This window comes from Bacillus sp. z14 (2026) (genome assembly GCF_058313575.1).
Genome location: NZ_JBZFQK010000001.1, coordinates 824,907 through 842,778, shown reverse-complemented (window position 1 = coordinate 842,778; position 17,872 = coordinate 824,907). Strand labels below are relative to the sequence as shown.

The 17,872-nt window shown below is 38.0% G+C and carries 16 protein-coding genes; 10 read left to right on the top strand and 6 right to left on the bottom strand.

Going from position 1 to position 17,872, the window contains the following annotated elements; all coding sequences use genetic code 11:
* The first annotated feature begins 330 nt into the window (after positions 1–330).
* Together AC4G3O_RS03960 and AC4G3O_RS03955 are read left to right on the top strand one after the other, a co-directional pair.
* Entirely contained in the window at positions 331–528 is a 198-nt protein-coding gene (locus AC4G3O_RS03960) for a GH32 C-terminal domain-containing protein (RefSeq protein WP_139892411.1), read from the top strand.
* A gap of 344 nt (positions 529–872) precedes the next feature.
* Positions 873–2,132, top strand: coding sequence for a cytochrome P450 family protein (locus tag AC4G3O_RS03955; RefSeq protein ID WP_066104602.1), 1,260 nt, complete (start codon positions 873–875; stop codon positions 2,130–2,132).
* An 84-nt stretch (positions 2,133–2,216) separates the two neighbouring features.
* On the opposite strand, the gene AC4G3O_RS03950 is transcribed toward AC4G3O_RS03955, so the two are convergent.
* Both AC4G3O_RS03950 and AC4G3O_RS03945 read right to left on the bottom strand, forming a co-directional pair.
* Positions 2,217–2,951 (bottom strand): glucose 1-dehydrogenase, encoded by a 735-nt coding sequence (locus AC4G3O_RS03950; protein ID WP_066104599.1) that lies wholly within the window; start codon positions 2,949–2,951, stop codon positions 2,217–2,219.
* Between the two features lie 311 nt (positions 2,952–3,262).
* Positions 3,263–3,658, bottom strand: coding sequence for a SpoIIAA family protein (locus AC4G3O_RS03945; RefSeq protein WP_066104589.1), 396 nt, complete (start codon positions 3,656–3,658; stop codon positions 3,263–3,265).
* Between the two features lie 386 nt (positions 3,659–4,044).
* On the opposite strand from AC4G3O_RS03945, the gene AC4G3O_RS03940 reads away from it, so the two are divergent.
* A complete protein-coding gene (locus AC4G3O_RS03940; protein ID WP_066104585.1) occupies positions 4,045–5,124 on the top strand; it encodes a hypothetical protein in 1,080 nt (359 codons plus the stop codon).
* Positions 5,125–5,340: 216 nt separating this feature from the next.
* Here the strand turns inward: AC4G3O_RS03940 and AC4G3O_RS03935 are convergent, their stop codons facing one another.
* On the bottom strand, positions 5,341–5,835 hold the full coding sequence (locus AC4G3O_RS03935; protein ID WP_491135872.1) for a GNAT family N-acetyltransferase: 495 nt from the start codon (positions 5,833–5,835) through the stop codon (positions 5,341–5,343).
* A gap of 531 nt (positions 5,836–6,366) precedes the next feature.
* Here AC4G3O_RS03935 and AC4G3O_RS03930 point away from each other — a divergent pair.
* From AC4G3O_RS03930 to AC4G3O_RS03915, 4 genes are all read left to right on the top strand, one after another.
* Positions 6,367–7,323, top strand: a complete 957-nt coding sequence (locus AC4G3O_RS03930; protein ID WP_491135871.1) for an acetylxylan esterase — start codon at positions 6,367–6,369, stop codon at positions 7,321–7,323.
* Entirely contained in the window at positions 7,316–9,550 is a 2,235-nt protein-coding gene (locus AC4G3O_RS03925; RefSeq protein WP_491135870.1) for an alpha-galactosidase, read from the top strand. Before AC4G3O_RS03930 ends, AC4G3O_RS03925 begins: the two co-directional genes overlap by 8 nt.
* 21 nt (positions 9,551–9,571) lie before the next feature.
* On the top strand, positions 9,572–10,963 hold the full coding sequence (locus AC4G3O_RS03920) for a glycoside hydrolase family 1 protein (RefSeq protein ID WP_066104572.1): 1,392 nt from the start codon (positions 9,572–9,574) through the stop codon (positions 10,961–10,963).
* 95 nt (positions 10,964–11,058) lie between these two features.
* On the top strand, positions 11,059–11,943 hold the full coding sequence (locus tag AC4G3O_RS03915; protein WP_491135869.1) for an ROK family protein: 885 nt from the start codon (positions 11,059–11,061) through the stop codon (positions 11,941–11,943).
* Between the two features lie 197 nt (positions 11,944–12,140).
* Here AC4G3O_RS03915 and AC4G3O_RS03910 read toward each other — a convergent pair whose 3' ends face one another.
* The 3 genes from AC4G3O_RS03910 to AC4G3O_RS03900 form a co-directional block, all read right to left on the bottom strand.
* A complete protein-coding gene (locus tag AC4G3O_RS03910) occupies positions 12,141–12,275 on the bottom strand; it encodes a hypothetical protein (protein WP_491135868.1) in 135 nt (44 codons plus the stop codon).
* 93 nt (positions 12,276–12,368) lie between these two features.
* Complete coding sequence (locus AC4G3O_RS03905) at positions 12,369–12,662, bottom strand: hypothetical protein (protein ID WP_491135867.1); 294 nt, start codon at positions 12,660–12,662, stop codon at positions 12,369–12,371.
* Between the two features lie 154 nt (positions 12,663–12,816).
* Positions 12,817–13,914 carry an AGE family epimerase/isomerase gene (locus AC4G3O_RS03900; RefSeq protein WP_491135866.1) on the bottom strand — a complete coding sequence of 366 codons (1,098 nt, stop codon included), beginning with the start codon at positions 13,912–13,914 and terminating at the stop codon, positions 12,817–12,819.
* 543 nt (positions 13,915–14,457) lie between these two features.
* Here AC4G3O_RS03900 and AC4G3O_RS03895 point away from each other — a divergent pair.
* The 3 genes from AC4G3O_RS03895 (at position 14,458) to AC4G3O_RS03885 (ending at position 17,871) form a co-directional block, all read left to right on the top strand.
* Positions 14,458–15,393 (top strand): glycoside hydrolase family 113, encoded by a 936-nt coding sequence (locus tag AC4G3O_RS03895; protein ID WP_491135865.1) that lies wholly within the window; start codon positions 14,458–14,460, stop codon positions 15,391–15,393.
* 155 nt (positions 15,394–15,548) lie between these two features.
* Positions 15,549–16,853, top strand: coding sequence for an ABC transporter substrate-binding protein (locus tag AC4G3O_RS03890; RefSeq protein WP_491135864.1), 1,305 nt, complete (start codon positions 15,549–15,551; stop codon positions 16,851–16,853).
* Positions 16,854–16,989: 136 nt separating this feature from the next.
* Positions 16,990–17,871 carry a carbohydrate ABC transporter permease gene (locus AC4G3O_RS03885; RefSeq protein WP_066104552.1) on the top strand — a complete coding sequence of 294 codons (882 nt, stop codon included), beginning with the start codon at positions 16,990–16,992 and terminating at the stop codon, positions 17,869–17,871.
* Position 17,872: the final 1 nt, after the last annotated feature.

Genomic DNA, 17,872 nt, shown 5'->3' with positions numbered 1-17,872 from the left:
ATTGTCGCTCTGAATAGAAAGAAAGAAGTACTTCTTATATAGATAAATATGTCTAAAGGTAGTGAAATCCCATTAATCTCAACCTTTCGTAAAAAGTATGACAAGAATAATTTACTTTTTATGGTATTGTAAAAAGACATATTCGGCTGAAGAGCAGGCTAATCAGATAAATTAAACTTTTAGACGGGAGAAGCTATCTTGATGGTTATCTATAATAGGCAGTAGAGTTTTCTAGGGCTTGAGACTTAACTTAAAATACTTCTATAGCTCATTTTTATTAGCTTGTTAGTAACGTATGCTTGAAAAAAAGAAAGTGGGTTATAGAAAGCAATGAAGATAGAGTCAAGAACGTGTAAACTGGATAGCCTAAAGACGATGCAAATATTTATAGATACCTCTTCATTAGAAATATTTATTAATGAAGGAGAAGAAACATTCACAGCCCGTTATTTTCCTAAGCTAAAAGAAAAAGAAATTCTTTTTAGTAGAGAAGGACGATTTGATTTGATGAAATGGGATCTTGCTTAAATAATTTCCTTATCATGACTTGTATAAATGCCTATTATGGCTTTTGTGCAGGTCTTTTTTTGTAAATATAAGTTTTTTCACCCATGACATTGTGTCTAGATGAGCAAAAAGTATTTATTATAAAAGGGATATATTTGCATATGACAGAAAGGGATTCTTTGAAGCTACACATTCATTCTACCTATATTAAAAAAGTACTTTACTCGCATTTACTCTATAGCAGGGTAATAGTATCCTAAGAAATAGTACACAAATTAGAGTACTAAAAATAGAGTATTGTATCAGAGCTTACAATCATTAAGAATATGTAAGGCTAAAAGAAAAGATGGAAGGAAGGTAGATTGATGAATAAGACAGAAGAAATGGTTTCCAACCAGGTTCTGGGTGTATTAAGTGGAAAGAGTAATGAAGATCCATTTTCTGTATTTGCAAAAATGCGCGAGCTTGGGCCTATCGTTTCTATTCCCAACCCTTTGGGAGAGGCAGATCGTCAAGCTTGGATGGTTGTACATATGGATGAGGCAGTCCAAATCCTTAAAAATCACAAACAATTTACTGTAGATCCTTCCTCTATTGATGGAGAAAAGGGTTTTAGAGATAAAATTTATAGCGAGGTAGATACATCAGCACCTGACACATTTTTTACCGGCAAATCAATGCTTTTTGTTGATGGTATGGACCATAGGAGATTACGGATGTTGGTCTCAAAAGCATTTACACCAAGATATATGGAAGGCTTGCGACCGCGTATTCAAGAAATTGCAGATGAATTACTTGATAAAGTTCAATCTAAGGGTGAAATGGATCTTGTAAAAGACTATGCTTACCCATTACCAATTAATGTGATTTCTGAAATGTTGGGGGTGCCATACGCAGATCGTGAAAAACTCAATATATGGTCCTCCGCGATTGCGAAGGGGATGGGCTGGGGGAGACAAGACCCTACTGTAGCAGCCCATTTACAGGAATTTGGAGAATACACCCAAAACCTGGTTGCAGAAAAGAGAGCCAATCCTTCTGATGATTTAATTAGTCAGCTTATTGCGATTGAAGCAGAAGGAGAACGTCTTGAAGAATCAGAATTAATCTCAATGATTACTTTATTAATTTTTGCTGGGCATGAAACCACCTCAAACTTAATCGCAACGGGATCGATGTTGTTGTTTGAACATCCTGAACAACTTGAAGCATTAAAAAGCGATCTAAGTTTAGTTCCATCAGCTGTAGAGGAATTATTACGTTTCAACGGTCCATCTACAAGTGTGGGTCCACGCTTTGCAAAAGAGGATGTAGAGATAGGCGGCAAAAATATTAAAAAAGGAGATATGGTTCTTGTGACGGTAAAAGCCGCGAATCGAGATGAGGAAGTATTTACTGATTCAGAAGGGTTAGACGTGAAGCGGAAAATAGATCATCACCTAGCATTTGGACATGGTGTCCACACCTGCTTAGGAGCTCCGCTTGCAAGAGTAGAGGGAGATATTGCATTTACTACCCTATTAAAACGTTTTCCTGACTTAAGACTGAATGTACCTCAGGAGGAAATTCAATGGCAATTTGCCCTTTCCTCAAAAGGAATCGATTCACTTCCTGTTGCTTTTTAGTATATATAATAGCAAAAAGCCAAGACCTTGATTTAAAAGGTTTTGGCTTTTTGGTTATAAGTATTAAATTAATGCCTTTAAGTTTTATTGTGCTGTTAAACCACCATCAATGATGAATTCACTGCCAGTTGAGTAGCTGGACTCATCAGATGCCAAGTAAAGCACTAAGTTAGAAACTTCTTCAGATTGAGCCACACGTTTAAGAGGAATGTGTTTAGCAAATGCTTCTACGGCTGCTTTTGTATCTTCTTGTACAACCATTGGTGTAGCAATGACACCTGGGTGAATAGAGTTTACACGAATACCGTAATTTGCACATTCGATTGCAGCTGCTTTTGTCATACCGCGTACTGCAAATTTAGTATCTGTATAACCGATAGCACCAGCAACGATTCCGTTCATAGACGAGATATTAACAATCGATCCACCGCCAGCTTTTTGCATGGCTGGAATAACTGCTTTCATTCCTAAGAATACAGAAAGTTGGTTAATATCCACGATACGGCGATAATCTTCCTCAGTCATGTCTAAAATAGATTTTGCCATTGTAATACCAGCGTTATTGACTAAGACATCGACTTTTCCAAATGCTTTTTCCGCTTCTTCTACAACCTTTGCCCAATCTTCAGCACTAGTAACATTTTGTTTTACAAATAAAGCGTTTTCCCCAAGTTCAGCAGCTGTAGCTTGACCTTTTTCTACATTAAGGTCTGTTAAAACTACTTTAGCGCCTTCTTCTACTAATCTACGAGCATGTGCCGCGCCCATACCTTGAGCCGCTCCAGTAATAATAGCAACTTTACCTTCCATACGTGCCATGATGGCATTCCCCCTCAGCGCCTAATATTTAGTATTAGGCATATTATCCTACACTTATAAATTACCAAATAAATGTTCCGTTTGTCCATTATTTAGGATTAAATATCATTATATTTACATAATTTATCCATTTTTGACGAGTGTTAAGAAGGCACTGCTTTCATTAGAAAAAAGAAAGTAATATAGTAGAAGATTACTCTCTTTTAAGGATCGTTAATTTATAACTGAATCGAAGTATGGCTAGCTAATAGATTAATAACACAACCAAAATAACTCCCTAAAAAACTGTAGGGAGTTAATTACTGGCTATTTTAAAGAATGACATTTGTCGGATCGTCACTGAGTTGTCTATATCCGAGTATCCAATTCCAAGCATCATCCAGCTGATCGGAGTCAAAATGCTTAGCTTCAATGCCCGGTACCAAATTACTGAGCGTTGCAATCATATTGGACCAACTCTGATCTGCTACAATTGCAATCTTGTTAAATTGATTCATTCGTTTTGTATCGAATTTGATTCCTTCTGCCAGACCTTTAAGGCTGGCTCCATCAACGTTTTCAATGACAGCTAGTAAATTAAATTCCTTACCATCCAATAAATTTTCTTTTACAAAGTTATCTAATTTACGTGCATCTTCTTCAGTCGATTTCCCGTACATTTCTACTGCGATAGTAGAAGGATCCTTACTTGGTAAAAATGTAAGCATTTCTATTCCTCCTTATGCATCGTTTTATTACACAATTCCCCTGTAGAACAATGTCAAACCAATAATTTACTATTTACAGATACTTGAAAAAACCATCATAATACATATGAGCAAATTTTAGGTATTTTATACTGATAAATCAATTAGAAGGGCGGGTAACTTGGACTATATAAAGTGATATAACAATTTTTTTATCTATTCTTTAGTTTTAACGCTCGACCGTAACATGGATTCTTGGCATGGAATAGAAGCGAAAAGGTATTTAGGCCTCTAAAAATCCAAGTGGTAAAGGAAGCGTTAGTAAAACAATAGAGGTGACAGGTATATTGCCATATACCTTGGCAGGATTAACCTATAAATAACATCATAGATTGGAGATATGTACAGTGTTTATGTTTATCGGTATGGCTGGTTTTTTAGCATTTATAGTTTATTTGATTTTGTCAGTGATTTCCGGCTTACGAAAAACAGGTAAGGCAAAGAAACATCTTAAAATGGCTGCAATCATGTTTGTCGTGTTTATGGTTGGTGCAATGAACAGTTCAGATGAGCTGGAAGAAGCTCCAGTGGAAACAGAGGCAACCGTAACGGATGAAAAGCAAGAAACAGCAAAAGAAGAGCAAAAGGAAGAGATTGCTCCTTCTGCCGTAGCAGATGTAAAAAATGCCATTCAAAAAGGGATGGATTATCAGGATTATAAGCAAATAGAGCAAGATCAATTGAACGTGGAAACAGGAGAGACCTACTCAATTGGAAATGGAAATGAAGGACATGTATTAAAAGCGACAGATGGATACGTGGTAGTTGGAACGGACTATTCGAAAGTGCTGTCAGTTGAATCATTTGCGAGTAACGAAGAAGCTAAATCCTATGCAGACAGATTAGTAAAAGAAGCTGAGGCAGCTGAGTTGGCTGCAAAGGAAAAAATCTATGAAGAGTCCAAAATAAAACTAAGCGGTTCAGGTGATGAATCAACAGATATGATTAATCTGCAAGCTGGATTTGCCGTTTTTGAAGGAAACTACACTGGCGGTAGTAACTTCATTGTGAAATTGATGGATGAAGCAGGCAATAATGTAGAATTGTTAGTCAACGAGATTGGCAGCTACAAAGGAAAGACGTTTGCCATGATTAATACGACTGGTAACTATTATTTAGATATTAAGGCATCTGGTAACTGGAATTTCTCTATAAGTCAGCAAATTCCACCAACCCCAGCTGAACTTCCAACTGAAATCAGTGGAGAAGGGGATGATGTTGTTTTTGTAAGAGCCGGCGGCGGAAACTATAAATTTACATCCACACATCAGGGATCCTCTAATTTTATCGTTCGTATTAATGGAACGGGCTTACTTGTCAATGAAATCGGAAACTATAGCGGCTCCACCCGCAATAAACTGGAAAACGGTGATTTTGCGATTGTAGTCAAAGCCGATGGAAAATGGTCAATTAAGATAGAAGAATAAAAACAGCTCAGTAGAATGATGTTTCACCCCGAAAGTTAGAGTGAACTGCACCCCCAATTGTTAAACGTGTGTCTAACAATTGGGGGGCAGTTCACTTTTGGGGTATTTTTGTTTTGAGAAGGCTCTATTCGTAAACATTGTTGTTAATGAAAAAAGAGAGATAGCATACCGCTGTCTGCTTGTGCCTCTGCAGTCGTTAGCATAATAAGGAGGTATTTAGAAGTAGTCAGGAATATCAAGTGATAGCGTGGCGAAAACATTTTTCTTCGAATAATACATGCAAATGCTGTCTTCATATTTTTGACTATCATTTGGTAGAACAACAAAACCTAATCTTTTGTAAAAGTCTATCCCAATATCACTATAAAGGAAAAAGTTATTACAGTTATCATCCTGTTCTAATTTATTTATTGTTTTATTGACCAAAGTAGTAGCATATCCGTTTTTTCTTAAATAAAAAGGAGTAACAATTGAACCAATACCTTTTACAACTTGATTTCCAGAAAGATTTAGTTCATATACGACGAGGGAGCTTAATAATTGCTTTGTTCCTGTTGCTTCAAGAACGTACCATTTCCCCTTTTTATACTTACTAGAGTTTTCACACATAGTTATATATTCTTTAAATGGTAATTTATCTCCCCAAACATCATAGCCCATCTTATAAATTTCTATCATATCCTCTTTTGTTGCTTCCCTAATTTTTCTCAAAGTATATCTCCTTGTATTTATACGGTTTATATTTTCTTTTTGATTTTAAGGTTATTAAGACCTCTATTCTAATTGCACTAAACTGTATCTTAGCAACATAAAGAGTTCAACAGAAAGGGATATTAATCCTACTTGTAACAATGCTCTGTTAGTAGTGAATATATATATAATGACTTAGGCTTTAACTTAATTGAAGGATATGACCCTCCGAATTAAATATGATGGCATGAGAACCAAATCTAAAAGTATCATTAAAAGCCAAGTTTATCTCCCATCCTTAGATTATTTTGTTGCATTTTACTAGATAACTTATTCTCCGCCATTACTGTTTAATCCTCTGTTCAGCCATACTAACAAGCTTTATAAATACAATATGACCGTAAAATGTGAATATTTTATGTAAAATGATAAGTCTATTTTACTAGTAGAATTAAATTTAAAAGGATTTACATATTTTCATAAAATATATACATTTACATAATTTTGTATATTCTTTATAATGAAAGCGATACCAAATGAAGGGGTGTTCTTATGAAAGCAGAAAAAGTCATCCATCAATATCAGAATTATCTTGGAAGTGGAATAAAACCTGCGAATTTTGATGAATTTTGGGATAAACAACTTGAAGAGCTTGAACAGCTTCCATTGGATTATGAATTGGAGAGAGTTGAAATTCCTTCCCGAGTCGCTGATTTTTATAATTTGTATTTTATTGGTGTTGAAGGCGCAAGGGTGAGATGCCAATATGTTTGTCCGAAACAAGTAAATGAAAAAATACCCGGAATGCTTATGTTCCATGGCTATCATGGAGACAGTGGTGATTTTGGCGATAAAGTAAGCTGGGCTGCTGAAGGCTTTTCTGTCCTTGCTATGGATTGCCGCGGACAGGGCGGGCTATCTGAGAACAACTCTAAAGTAAAAGGAACAACGATGAAGGGACTCATCATCCGCGGTGTCGAAGAAGGGCCGGAAAGTTTGTATTTCCGTTCTGTATTTCTTGATACTGTACAGGCTGCCAGAATTTTAATGTCGATGGATGAGGTCAATGAAGAGGAAATATATATTCAGGGTGCCTCACAGGGCGGAGCTCTATCATTGATTTGTGCAGCGTTGGAACCAAGAGTGAAAAAGGTGGTTGCGCAATATCCGTTTTTAAGTGATTACCGTAAAGCGTTTGAATTTAATATTACTTCTTCTGCCTATGAGGAACTTCATTATTGGTTTCGTTTCCGTGATCCGATGCATGAGCGTGAAGAGGAATTCTTTAACACTCTTGAATACATAGATTTGCAACACTTTGCACCGCGAATTAAGGCGGAGGTTAAATGGGCGATTGCCCTTGAGGATGATGTTTGTTATCCAGCCCAGCAATTTGCGGTTTACAATCAAATCACTTCTCCAAAGGAAATGATTATCTTTCCGGAATATGGTCACGAATATTTGCCAAAGCTTGGTGACCGCGTAAAGGGGTTCCTATTAAATGAATAAATTGATCAAAATAAATAAAAACAAGCTTGAGTTTCATCTATCAAACAGTAAAGTAAGTTATTTATTCCGCGTGATGGACCAAATCAATCAGCTGGAGCATTTATATTTTGGGAAAAGTATTCGTCATCAGGAAAACTTCGACTTTTTAATGGAAAGAGAAGTACGTCCATCGAATAATCAGTTTGAGGGTGATCATACTTCATCACTGGAACATATCAGACAAGAATATCCTGGCTTTGGGACCTCAGATTTTCGCTATCCAGCCCAGCAGGTTCGCTATCCATCGGGTGACAGAATCAGCCGTTTTGAATATGCAGATTATCGAGTCATGGAAGGGAAATCAGTCCTTGATGGTCTGCCGGCTACATATACGGAATCTCCTGAGGAGGCAGAGACGCTCGAAATTCTGCTGAAGGATGCGTATTCTGAGCTGACATTACATATATACTATACCATTTATAAAGATCGGCCGGTTATTGCGAGAAGTGCAAAATTCACGAATAAAGGCTCTGAGGACTATGAGCTTGAAACGGCAATGAGCTTAAGCATTGATTTTCCAGATAATAATTTTGAATTGATTCACTTAAATGGTGCCTGGACCCGTGAAAATCATCTTGAAAGGAAACCGGTTATAACAGGAGTCCAATCGATTTCCAGTGCACGTGGAGCAAGCAGTCATGCTCATAACCCATTTATGGCGTTGGTTCGACCCGAGACAACGGAGCATGCCGGTGAGGCATATGGCTTCAGTTTAATTTACAGCGGTAATTTTCTCGCCCAGATTGAGGTGGATACATACAAAGTAACAAGAGCGATGATGGGCATTAATCCATTCCAATTCGCATGGAAGCTGAAGCAGGGTGAAAGTTTCCAAACACCAGAAGCCGTACTGGTTTATTCTGACTCTGGTTTAAACGAAATGAGTCAGGCATTGCACGACCTTTATCGTACTCGATTGGCGAGGGGAGTTTGGAGGGATAAAGAACGTCCGATTCTTATTAACAACTGGGAAGCGACCTATTTTGATTTTAATGAAGAAAAAATTCTTGAGATTGCACGTAGTGGTGCTGAGCTTGGAATGGAGCTGTTCGTCCTTGATGACGGCTGGTTTGGTCAGCGTAATGATGATAGCTCTTCATTAGGGGATTGGTTTGTTAATAGTGCTAAATTGCCTAATGGAATGAAGGGGTTATCAGAAAAGATACACGCCTTGGGATTAAAGTTTGGTCTATGGTTTGAACCGGAAATGGTCTGCAAGGATACTAAGCTATTTAAAGAACATCCAGACTGGCTAATCCAGGTTCCGGGCAAGAGACTATCTCACGGCCGAAATCAGTTTGTCCTGGACTTTTCCCGATCTGAAGTAGTCGAAAATGTATACGAACAAATGGATGCGATTCTATCAGACTGTCAAATTGACTACATCAAATGGGATATGAACCGCTATATATCAGAGGCCTATTCCATAGCATTGCCGGCGGATCAGCAAGGAGAGGTATGGCATCGTTACATTTTAGGTGTTTACTCCTTATACGAGAGGCTGATAGCGAAGTATCCTGATATATTATTCGAATCCTGTGCAGGCGGTGGAGGACGTTTCGATCCAGGGATGCTCTACTATGCACCTCAAGGCTGGGCAAGTGATGATACAGATGCAGTTGAACGGTTAAAAATTCAATATGGAACTTCATTCGTTTATCCATTATCCAGTATTGGCAGTCATGTATCTGCTGTTCCGAATCATCAGGTGGGAAGGACAACAAGCATGGAAATGCGCGCTAATGTTGCCTTCTTCGGTACATTTGGATATGAGCTGGATATTACCCTTCTATCGGAGGAGGAAAAGGACCAGATTAAGAAGGATATTACCTTTTTCAAGCAGCATCGCGCTTTGATCCAGCAAGGGACATTTTTCCGGTTATTAAGTCCGTTTACCAACAATGAAACGGCATGGATGGTTGTTTCAAAGGATCAAACGGAGGCGATTGTTGGCTATTATGAGGTTTTATCAAAGCCAAATCGTCCATATGAACGATTAAAGCTAAAAGGATTGGCAGAGGACAAAATGTACCAAATCAATGGAGACGGGAAAAGGTTTGGCGATGATTTAATGCAAATCGGTCTTCTTTTCGGAGAAAACTTTACCGGAAAAGCGGATGAATTTTGGTCCAGAGAGAAAACGAAGGATTACAATAGCAAACTATTTTATTTGAATTCAATAAACTAACTGTTTAGGAGAGAGGCAATCATGAAAAAGTTTCCGGATAATTTTTGGTGGGGTGCAGCTACCTCTGGTCCCCAAAGTGAAGGTAGATTTAATAAAAAACATGCAAATGTATTTGATTACTGGTACGAATTGGAACCCGAGGAGTTTTACAAACAGGTTGGACCTGATACCGCCTCCAATTTCTACAATAGTTATGTAAAAGATATTCAATTAATGAAGGAAATTGGTCTCAATTCTGTCCGGACCTCAATTCAATGGACAAGATTGATTGACGATTTTGAAACAGCGACTGTCAACGAGGATGGTGTTCGCTATTATAATGATGTGATTAATGAGTTCATTAAGCAAGGAATCACGCCTGTTATGGCACTCCACCATTTTGACCTTCCGGTTGAGCTATACAAGAAGTATGGCGGCTGGGAATCAAAGCATGTAGTTGACTTGTTTGCTAAGTTTGCGGGCAAATGCTTTGAGCTGTTTGGCGACCGCGTTAAGTACTGGTTTACTTTTAACGAGCCGATGGTCATTGTGGACGGCCAGTATTTATATCAATTCCATTATCCAAAGGTGGTTGATGGAAAAAAGGCAGTCCAAGTTGCGTATAACTTAAATCTGGCTTCCGCTAAAGCGATTAAGGTTTTCAGGGAGTTGGGTCTTCATAATCAGGGTGCAAAAATTGGAATCATTCTCAACCTGACTCCATCCTACCCGGCATCCAATAAGGAAGAAGACGTAAAAGCAGGGAAAATTGCGGATCTATGGCGCAATGAGATGTTCTTAAATGCGGCTATATATGGAGAATTCCCGGCACAATTGGTTGAGATTTTAACAAAAGATAAAGTGATTTGGGAATCAACGGAGGAAGAACTGGCGATTTTGAAGGCAAATACGATTGATACCCTTGGTGTTAATTTCTATCATCCGTCTCGCGTAAAGGCGCCGGATATCTCACCAAACAGTACAGCCGATTGGATGCCTGACCGTTATTATGATCATTATGATATGCCCGGCAGAAGGATGAATGTGGACAAAGGATGGGAGATCTATCCGAAGGCGTTGTATGATATCGCCATCAATATTCGTGATAATTATAAAAATATCGAGTGGTTTGTGTCTGAAAACGGAATGGGTGTTTCACGTGAGGAACGTTTCCTGAATGATGAAGGCATGATTGAGGATGATTATCGGATTGAATTCATTGAGGAGCATCTAGAATGGATCCATAAAGGAATAGAAGAAGGGTCAAATTGCTATGGTTATCATTTATGGACACCTATTGACTGCTGGTCATGGAAGAATGCGTACCGTAACCGTTATGGATTTATTTCGAATAACATCCATACGCAGGTGAAGACCATCAAGAAATCGGGTTATTGGATTAAAGAAGTTAGTGAAAATAATGGATTAAAGTAAGTGATTGATCAAGCACCTAATTTATATAGAATAACGGAACTGTTCTGCAAATTAGGTGTTTATTTATTATTCCAAGGGAGCAGGAAGTGAAAATCATGTCATTACTTGTTTTTGATATTGGCGGTTCGGCTGTAAAGTATGCGGTTTGGGATAAGGAAGAAATAGTAGATAAAGGATCATTTATCACTCCATCTACATGGGAGGAAATGAAAACATCCTTATTGCAGGTTAAACAGAAATTTGCTAATCAGTTCATGATTGAGGGAGTTGCAATCAGTTCACCTGGAGCTGTCAATCAAAGAAGAGGAGTCGTGGAAGGAGCAAGTGCTGTTCCCTATCTTCATGACTTTGAGATTTACCCTGAGCTAACAGAGCTATTCGGTTGCCCCATTTCCATGGAAAATGATGCGAATTGTGCAGCGCTTGCAGAAGTTTGGAAGGGTGCAGCTAAGGGGCTGAAGGATATTATTTTTGTAGTAGTCGGCACAGGTATTGGCGGTTCCGTGATTGTCGACGGAAAGATTCATCATGGAAAACATCTTTTTGGCGGAGAATTTGGGTATATGCTCTTGAACCATGATGAGACCTTCAGTACATTAGCAAGCCCGGTCAAAATGGCTGTCCGCTATGCGAAACGGTTCAATCTGCCAAGCGGAAAAATTAGCGGAAAAGAAGTATTTGAACTGGCGGAGCAGGGTGACAAAATAGCAATAGAGGAAACAGAAAAGTTCTATTATAGCCTGGCACAAGGAATCTATAACTTACAGTACAGCTATGACCCTGAAAAAATTATTATTGGCGGGGGAGTCTCGGCTAAACCAGATTTGATTCCACAATTACACCGTAAATTTAAGGAAATATTAGATAAGGTACAAATTGCAAAAATTGTTCCAGACATTGCTATTTGCAAGTTTAAAAATGATGCCAATCTTATTGGAGCAGTATACAATTATCATCTAAATCACGGCGAAAGCAAATAACAAACAAATCCTGCATCTATACCATGCAGGATTTTTATTTGGCCCTGTTTATAAAGGTTATTGCGAAGGGTTAGTAAAGGAGAAATGTTTTTGGTCTCATTTGTTTATTCATGTCCATCTGATTGTTTAAGTGAAATGCTTCGCAAACACGTTCAAGTATACTTGATGACCTCAATTTAGTGCCTATGGTAAATAGGTTAATCAAAAATATTACTTATAAAGCGAATGATCATTCTTGGTATAAACATTAAGATCTCCCAAATGATTTCACCAATAATCTCAAACAGGGATTCTTTTAAAAAGCCATTTCTATTTCTCCTTCTATGTCTCATCTTCTTTTAACTCCTAATTAAAAATGATTGATTTGGAGCAAAAACATTTACCTTTAAACAAATTATGCTTTCATTTCTTAATCGAACAATTAGCTAGATGAAGAAATAGTCTTCCGCTGCTATCAAATAAAAGAGTAGTGCACAAATAAACCAAATTAAGTAGCCTTTACGATTTGTTTCTTTTACTAAAAAGTTTTCTATACCATTTAATAGGAAGCTAGTTCCAAGCATAAGATACGTCCAATAAAATTGACTAGTATACAAAACTGAAAACGAAGCAATACCCATGCCAATCCATACAGTAATTTGTGCATACATAAGAGGTTTAACTGGATGTTCAGCTTTTTCAAAGAACAAGCTCATAATATTTTTCATAATAGAATTCATATTTTATCCCCCATAGATCATTTCAGGAACTATCAGCTCTAAATTAACTTTGCTGTAATAGTTTACCATTTTTTAAGGTTATACAACTATACTAATTGAGCTAATATTAATGAAGAGGGATAAAATAAGACTCTGCTTAAACAGAGCCTTTTATTTATTCTGGTAGTCTTTTAATTAGCTCATAACACATGCGGCCGTTATGATAAAATCCTTTCCAGGAGTCAGCGATATTTTCAGGTGTTTGGTATTGATCATTTCTGAGTGAGGAGATTACCTCTCCATGCTCATCTATCCTTGAGAACCATTCTCCTCCCGTACGAGGGTCGTGAATCTTTTTCTGAATATAATTCCAAGCACGTTCGCTGAGTTGGATAAATTGTTCATCTTTAGTAAGCTGATAAGCATTATAAAAACCGATAACTGCCTCGGCCTGCGCCCACCAAACCCTTGTCTTATGTATGTTCCCCTCTTTTTTAGCATCATAGATAGATCCATCCGGATCAATGCCTTCAACTGCAACCTTGTTAGCAATCTGCTTATTCATTTCTACAATATCCGGCCGGTCAAGACCTGTTATATGTAGGGTTTCGGTTAAGAGCCAGCTCGTTTCGATATCATGGCCGTAGGAGTACGCCTCTTTTGTAGGCTGCCAGTTTTCATCAAAAGCGACTCTGCAAACATGTTCTGTAGGGTGATAGATTTTTGAATAAAACAAATCCAACAGATAATTGATTTTGCTCAACAGCTGCCTATCAGGCCAAACGCTATATAAATTTGTATAGGCTTCTAATAGGTGAAGGTGACTGTTAGTAGTAAAAACAGCACTGGCGCCTTCATTAAGCAGATGATGCTCGGTCTGTATCCAGTCCTGTGTAAATTCCTCTATGTAACCCCCGTATGTAGTAGAAAAACATGTATCTTCAAGAAGATGAAAAAGGTCAATGGCATAGGTTAAGGCTTCCTTATTGTCAGATGCCTTGACATATTCACTAAGTCCATAAATAGCAAAGCTTTGTGCATAGATATGCTTAGTTGCAATCAGAGGCTGTCCAAGGTAATCGACAAGCCAATAGATTCCTTTATGTTCTTGGTCCCATAACGCATTAATCAAGAAGTGGTAGGAATGCTCAGCGGCCCGCAAATATTTTTCATCTTTCGTGAGAAGGTAAGCGCCCGAGTAGCTCCACAGGTGACGTGCTCCTACCACACCTCCTTTAGGACTATCTTTGTGTAAGGTCAAATCATAATCCACAATTCCATATGATCCGCCAATCTAATAGTTTTATCCAAAAGGGGAGAATTCTTTCGTTTAATTCCTTTTTAAATTCAACCTTTTCCAACTGGAACAGCCTCCTCATATCCTTCGACAATATTTTGGATCCATTTCTTCGATAACGTTCGTTTTACACCGAGAAGAGCCCGAATGATTTCATGTGAGCTTGCAAGGGCATATATAGCAACTTAATATAGCGTCTGCTCTAGGTTTTCTTTGATAATTTTCCAGGAAATAAACTCCTTTTTAACAAGCAACATGAAAAGAAGACTTGTCTGGACGAAATCATATTCAAACTGGAGATGATTAATAACTGAATCGTGATTGGAATGGTGAAGTAAAGCATTTTACGGTAGTATTCTTGTTTATGATCCATATCTGCACGTACTTTCAATTTTTTAATTTTGCTTTACGAAAATAAATGGAAAATATATAATTAATTTACAACAAATGTATATACTTATCAATCTATTAATATTACTTTTTGTTACATTTTGTTAAATCATTTGAAAGGAGAATATGATGGATTTTATTAAGGGATTTAGCTTTGGTTATATGAGTAAGCGCGGAGAATGGGAGGATGTGAAGGCAAAACAGTCTTTAAAATCTTTAAAAGAAAGATGCGGAATTGATCATGTCGTTTTAACGGTTGTGGCAGAGCAAGATCGACCCCAGTCCACTGTAATTAACTGGAGGGAACATCCGAATGTGGTCAGTGATGAAGAAATCATCGAGATGGTCCATTTTGCACAATCACTGGGTTTAAAGGTTATTTTAAAACCGATGGTGAATGTTTCGGACGGGACATGGCGTGCTCATATTAATTTCTTTGATACCGATGTTCCGTGTGAGCCTAAATGGTCTGAATGGTTTGCCTCTTACAATGAATTCATTCTTCATTACGCGAAACTAGCTGAAGAAACGAAGTGTTCCATGTTTGTGGTCGGCTGTGAAATGGTCAATGCAGACCGCCGTGAAAAGGAATGGCGTGATTTAATAAATGAGGTCCGGAAGCTGTACAGCGGACTTGTTACTTATAATTGCGATAAGTACCAAGAAGATATTCTAAAATGGTGGGACGCTGTTGATGTGATTTCTTCGAGCGGTTATTATCCGATTGATAAATGGGAACAAGAGCTTGACCGAATTGAAAGCGTTGTCAAGAAACACACTAAACCATTTTTATTCTGTGAAGCCGGCTGTCCGAGCTGGGAGGGTGGAGATTTGCTCCCAAATGACTGGACATTAAGAGGGAAAGCAGATGTCAATGTCCAAAAAGAGTGGTACGAAAAGATGTTTAGCACAACGGTAAAGCGAGATTGGGTAAAAGGATTTGCCTTATGGGACTGGAAAGCTCATTTATATCCTATAGAAAAGGCAGATTCTGATCAGGACTATGCTGTCTATGGAAAGCCGGCAGAAAAAGTTATTTATCGATATTATAAGGAAATCTTTTAATTTACAAGACTGAAAGATTGTCTGTTTTGTTGATAAAAAGTTACAACATTTCAAAAGTATTACTTTTTTGTAATAAAAGACTATGCAAACTAAAACATAGGATGCTACAATATTTTTGTAAGCGTTTACCAAATTATACTTTGGAGGGAACTGGAATGAAGAAATTATTCCGTATGGGGGTTGCCGCAAGTGCTCTGGCCCTTGCATTAACAGGTTGCAGTGATAAGAGCAATAGTGATTCCGATTCTAAAGAGTCAGGAAAAGAAACAATCACTTTTATCAACCACAAGACAGACTGGACAGGTAATGGGAAATGGGATGAATACATAGCAGAGTTTAATAAAAAACATCCCGATATAGAAGTAAAAGTGGAAACGATTACAGACTATGCTGGTCAAATGCAAATTAGGATGAACTCAGAAGACTACGGTGATGTGTTCATGATTCCAACAACGATTAAGCCTGAAGACAATGCAAACTTCCTTGAGCCGCTTGGTAAACAGGATGAATTATCAAAGAAATATATGCTTTTAAGTGACCGTTCTTATGAAGGTACTTCCTATGGTATTCCGATTGCAGTTAATACGACTGGTGTCATCCTTAACATGAAGGTATTTAAAGATGCAGGTATTGATACTGTTCCAGCAACACCAGAAGATTTCGTAGCTGCATTAGAAACAATCAAGAAAAAGAACGCGGATGTAACTCCTTTATACACAAACTACGCTTCCGGCTGGACATTAACTAACTGGGACTTCATCCGTACAGGTGCTTCCGGTGATCCGGATGTTACGAATAAAATGGTGAAAGATAAAGAACCGTTTGCAGATGGTAAAGTAATGAACACAAGCTACAAACTTTTATATGATTTAGCGGAAAAAGGTTTAACTGAAGCTGATCCTTCCACAACTGATTGGGAACAATCCAAACAAGATTTGGCAGACGGAAAAATTGCTGTTATGGTTCTAGGCAGCTGGGCAATTGAACAAGTTCAAGCTCTTGCTGAAAATCCAGAAGATATTCAGTATGCAGCGTTCCCAATTACCGCACAAGTTGGCAAACAGTATGCTGCGATTGGCGGAGACTACAATATCGGTATTAATGCGAACAGCAAACAAAAAGAAGCTGCTCGTAAGTTCGTAGACTGGTTTATTGATGAATCTAACTATACAAAAGATACAGGAGCCATCTCTCCTAAGGTTGGCGAAGAAATGCCAGCAGCTCTTAAAACGATGGAAACAGCTGGAGTAGAATTTATCCAGGCTAATCCATCACCTAAAGGAGAAGAATCTCTATTTAGTGACATCAACAACACATCTGAAATCGGTATTGATACAACAGAAGCAACGAAGCAACGTATTATCGATGCGGCAAAAGGCAATACAAAAGAATCCTTTGATGCCATTATGAAAGACTTGAACAAAAAATGGTCCAGTGCAATGGAAGAGGTTGGCAAGTAAGGAGAATCATCTTATTGAATATACTGGGGTGTTTGCAGAATTCATACTGTAACACCCCAGTTCCTCTAATACAGAAGGATTTGAAAAGTATCTTTGTCCATTAGGGCCAGCTAATGAGATAAGAGGAGTAAAAGCGATGAAAAAAATAAATTTGAGTTATAAGGCGCAGCGTCGTATTATCATTTTTCTGTTTTCAGCTTTACCTGTTTTTTTGCTTTTATTATTTTCTTATTATCCGCTAGTAAAAATGCTTCAATACAGTGTTACGGATTGGAATGGGATTAGTCCGACGAAGGAGAATGTTGGTCTCGCCAACTATTTAAAGGTCTTTACAAACCCAGAGTACTTTTCAGTATTTAAAGTCAGTCTCTACTATTTTGTAGCGACATTTATCCAACTGGGAATTGCTTTATACTTTGCCACGATCCTAACTTTCAAGGTGAAATTCGCAAACTTTTGGAAGGGTATTTTGTTTTTTCCGTACCTTTTAAATGGAGTGGCTATTGGGTTCATCTTCTTGTATTTCTTCAAAGCCGGAGGAACATTGGATACGGTCATGACTTTCCTTGGGTTAGATAGTCAAATCCAATTATGGCTTGGAGACCGTTCTATAAACAATATGTCCCTGGCGTTTACGTCGATTTGGAGATATATGGGGTTCAACTTCATCATATTCCTGGGAGCTATTCAGTCCATTGATCCTGAAATTTATGAAGCAGCGGAAATTGATGGTGCCAGCCGGTTCCAGCAATTTTTATACATTATTTTACCGAGTATCAAACAGATTGTGTTCCTGAATATCATTTTAGGAATAAGCGGTTCCCTAAGTGTATTCGATATCCCATACATTATGACGGGTGGATCAAATGGAACGAAAACCTTTGTCATTCAAACAATCGATACAGCCTTTAAGTACCAGAAGCTAGGACTGGCGTCTGCCATGGCCCTCATATTGTTAGTCATTGTCATCGTCGTGACATTAATTCAAAAATACATGACTAGAGAGAAAGAGGTGTGAC

Coding starts and splice junctions, on each gene's coding strand:
- AC4G3O_RS03945 (WP_066104589.1), bottom strand. CDS start 3,658: ATGCTTACATTTTTACCAAGTAAGGATCCTTCTACTATCGCAGTAGAA.
- AC4G3O_RS03895 (WP_491135865.1), top strand. CDS start 14,458: ATGGATTTTATTAAGGGATTTAGCTTTGGTTATATGAGTAAGCGCGGA.
- AC4G3O_RS03885 (WP_066104552.1), top strand. CDS start 16,990: ATGAAAAAAATAAATTTGAGTTATAAGGCGCAGCGTCGTATTATCATT.
- AC4G3O_RS03915 (WP_491135869.1), top strand. CDS start 11,059: ATGTCATTACTTGTTTTTGATATTGGCGGTTCGGCTGTAAAGTATGCG.
- AC4G3O_RS03925 (WP_491135870.1), top strand. CDS start 7,316: ATGAATAAATTGATCAAAATAAATAAAAACAAGCTTGAGTTTCATCTA.
- AC4G3O_RS03930 (WP_491135871.1), top strand. CDS start 6,367: ATGAAAGCAGAAAAAGTCATCCATCAATATCAGAATTATCTTGGAAGT.
- AC4G3O_RS03950 (WP_066104599.1), bottom strand. CDS start 2,951: ATGGCACGTATGGAAGGTAAAGTTGCTATTATTACTGGAGCGGCTCAA.
- AC4G3O_RS03905 (WP_491135867.1), bottom strand. CDS start 12,662: ATGAATTCTATTATGAAAAATATTATGAGCTTGTTCTTTGAAAAAGCT.
- AC4G3O_RS03920 (WP_066104572.1), top strand. CDS start 9,572: ATGAAAAAGTTTCCGGATAATTTTTGGTGGGGTGCAGCTACCTCTGGT.
- AC4G3O_RS03910 (WP_491135868.1), bottom strand. CDS start 12,275: ATGAGACATAGAAGGAGAAATAGAAATGGCTTTTTAAAAGAATCCCTG.
- AC4G3O_RS03955 (WP_066104602.1), top strand. CDS start 873: ATGAATAAGACAGAAGAAATGGTTTCCAACCAGGTTCTGGGTGTATTA.
- AC4G3O_RS03960 (WP_139892411.1), top strand. CDS start 331: ATGAAGATAGAGTCAAGAACGTGTAAACTGGATAGCCTAAAGACGATG.
- AC4G3O_RS03890 (WP_491135864.1), top strand. CDS start 15,549: ATGAAGAAATTATTCCGTATGGGGGTTGCCGCAAGTGCTCTGGCCCTT.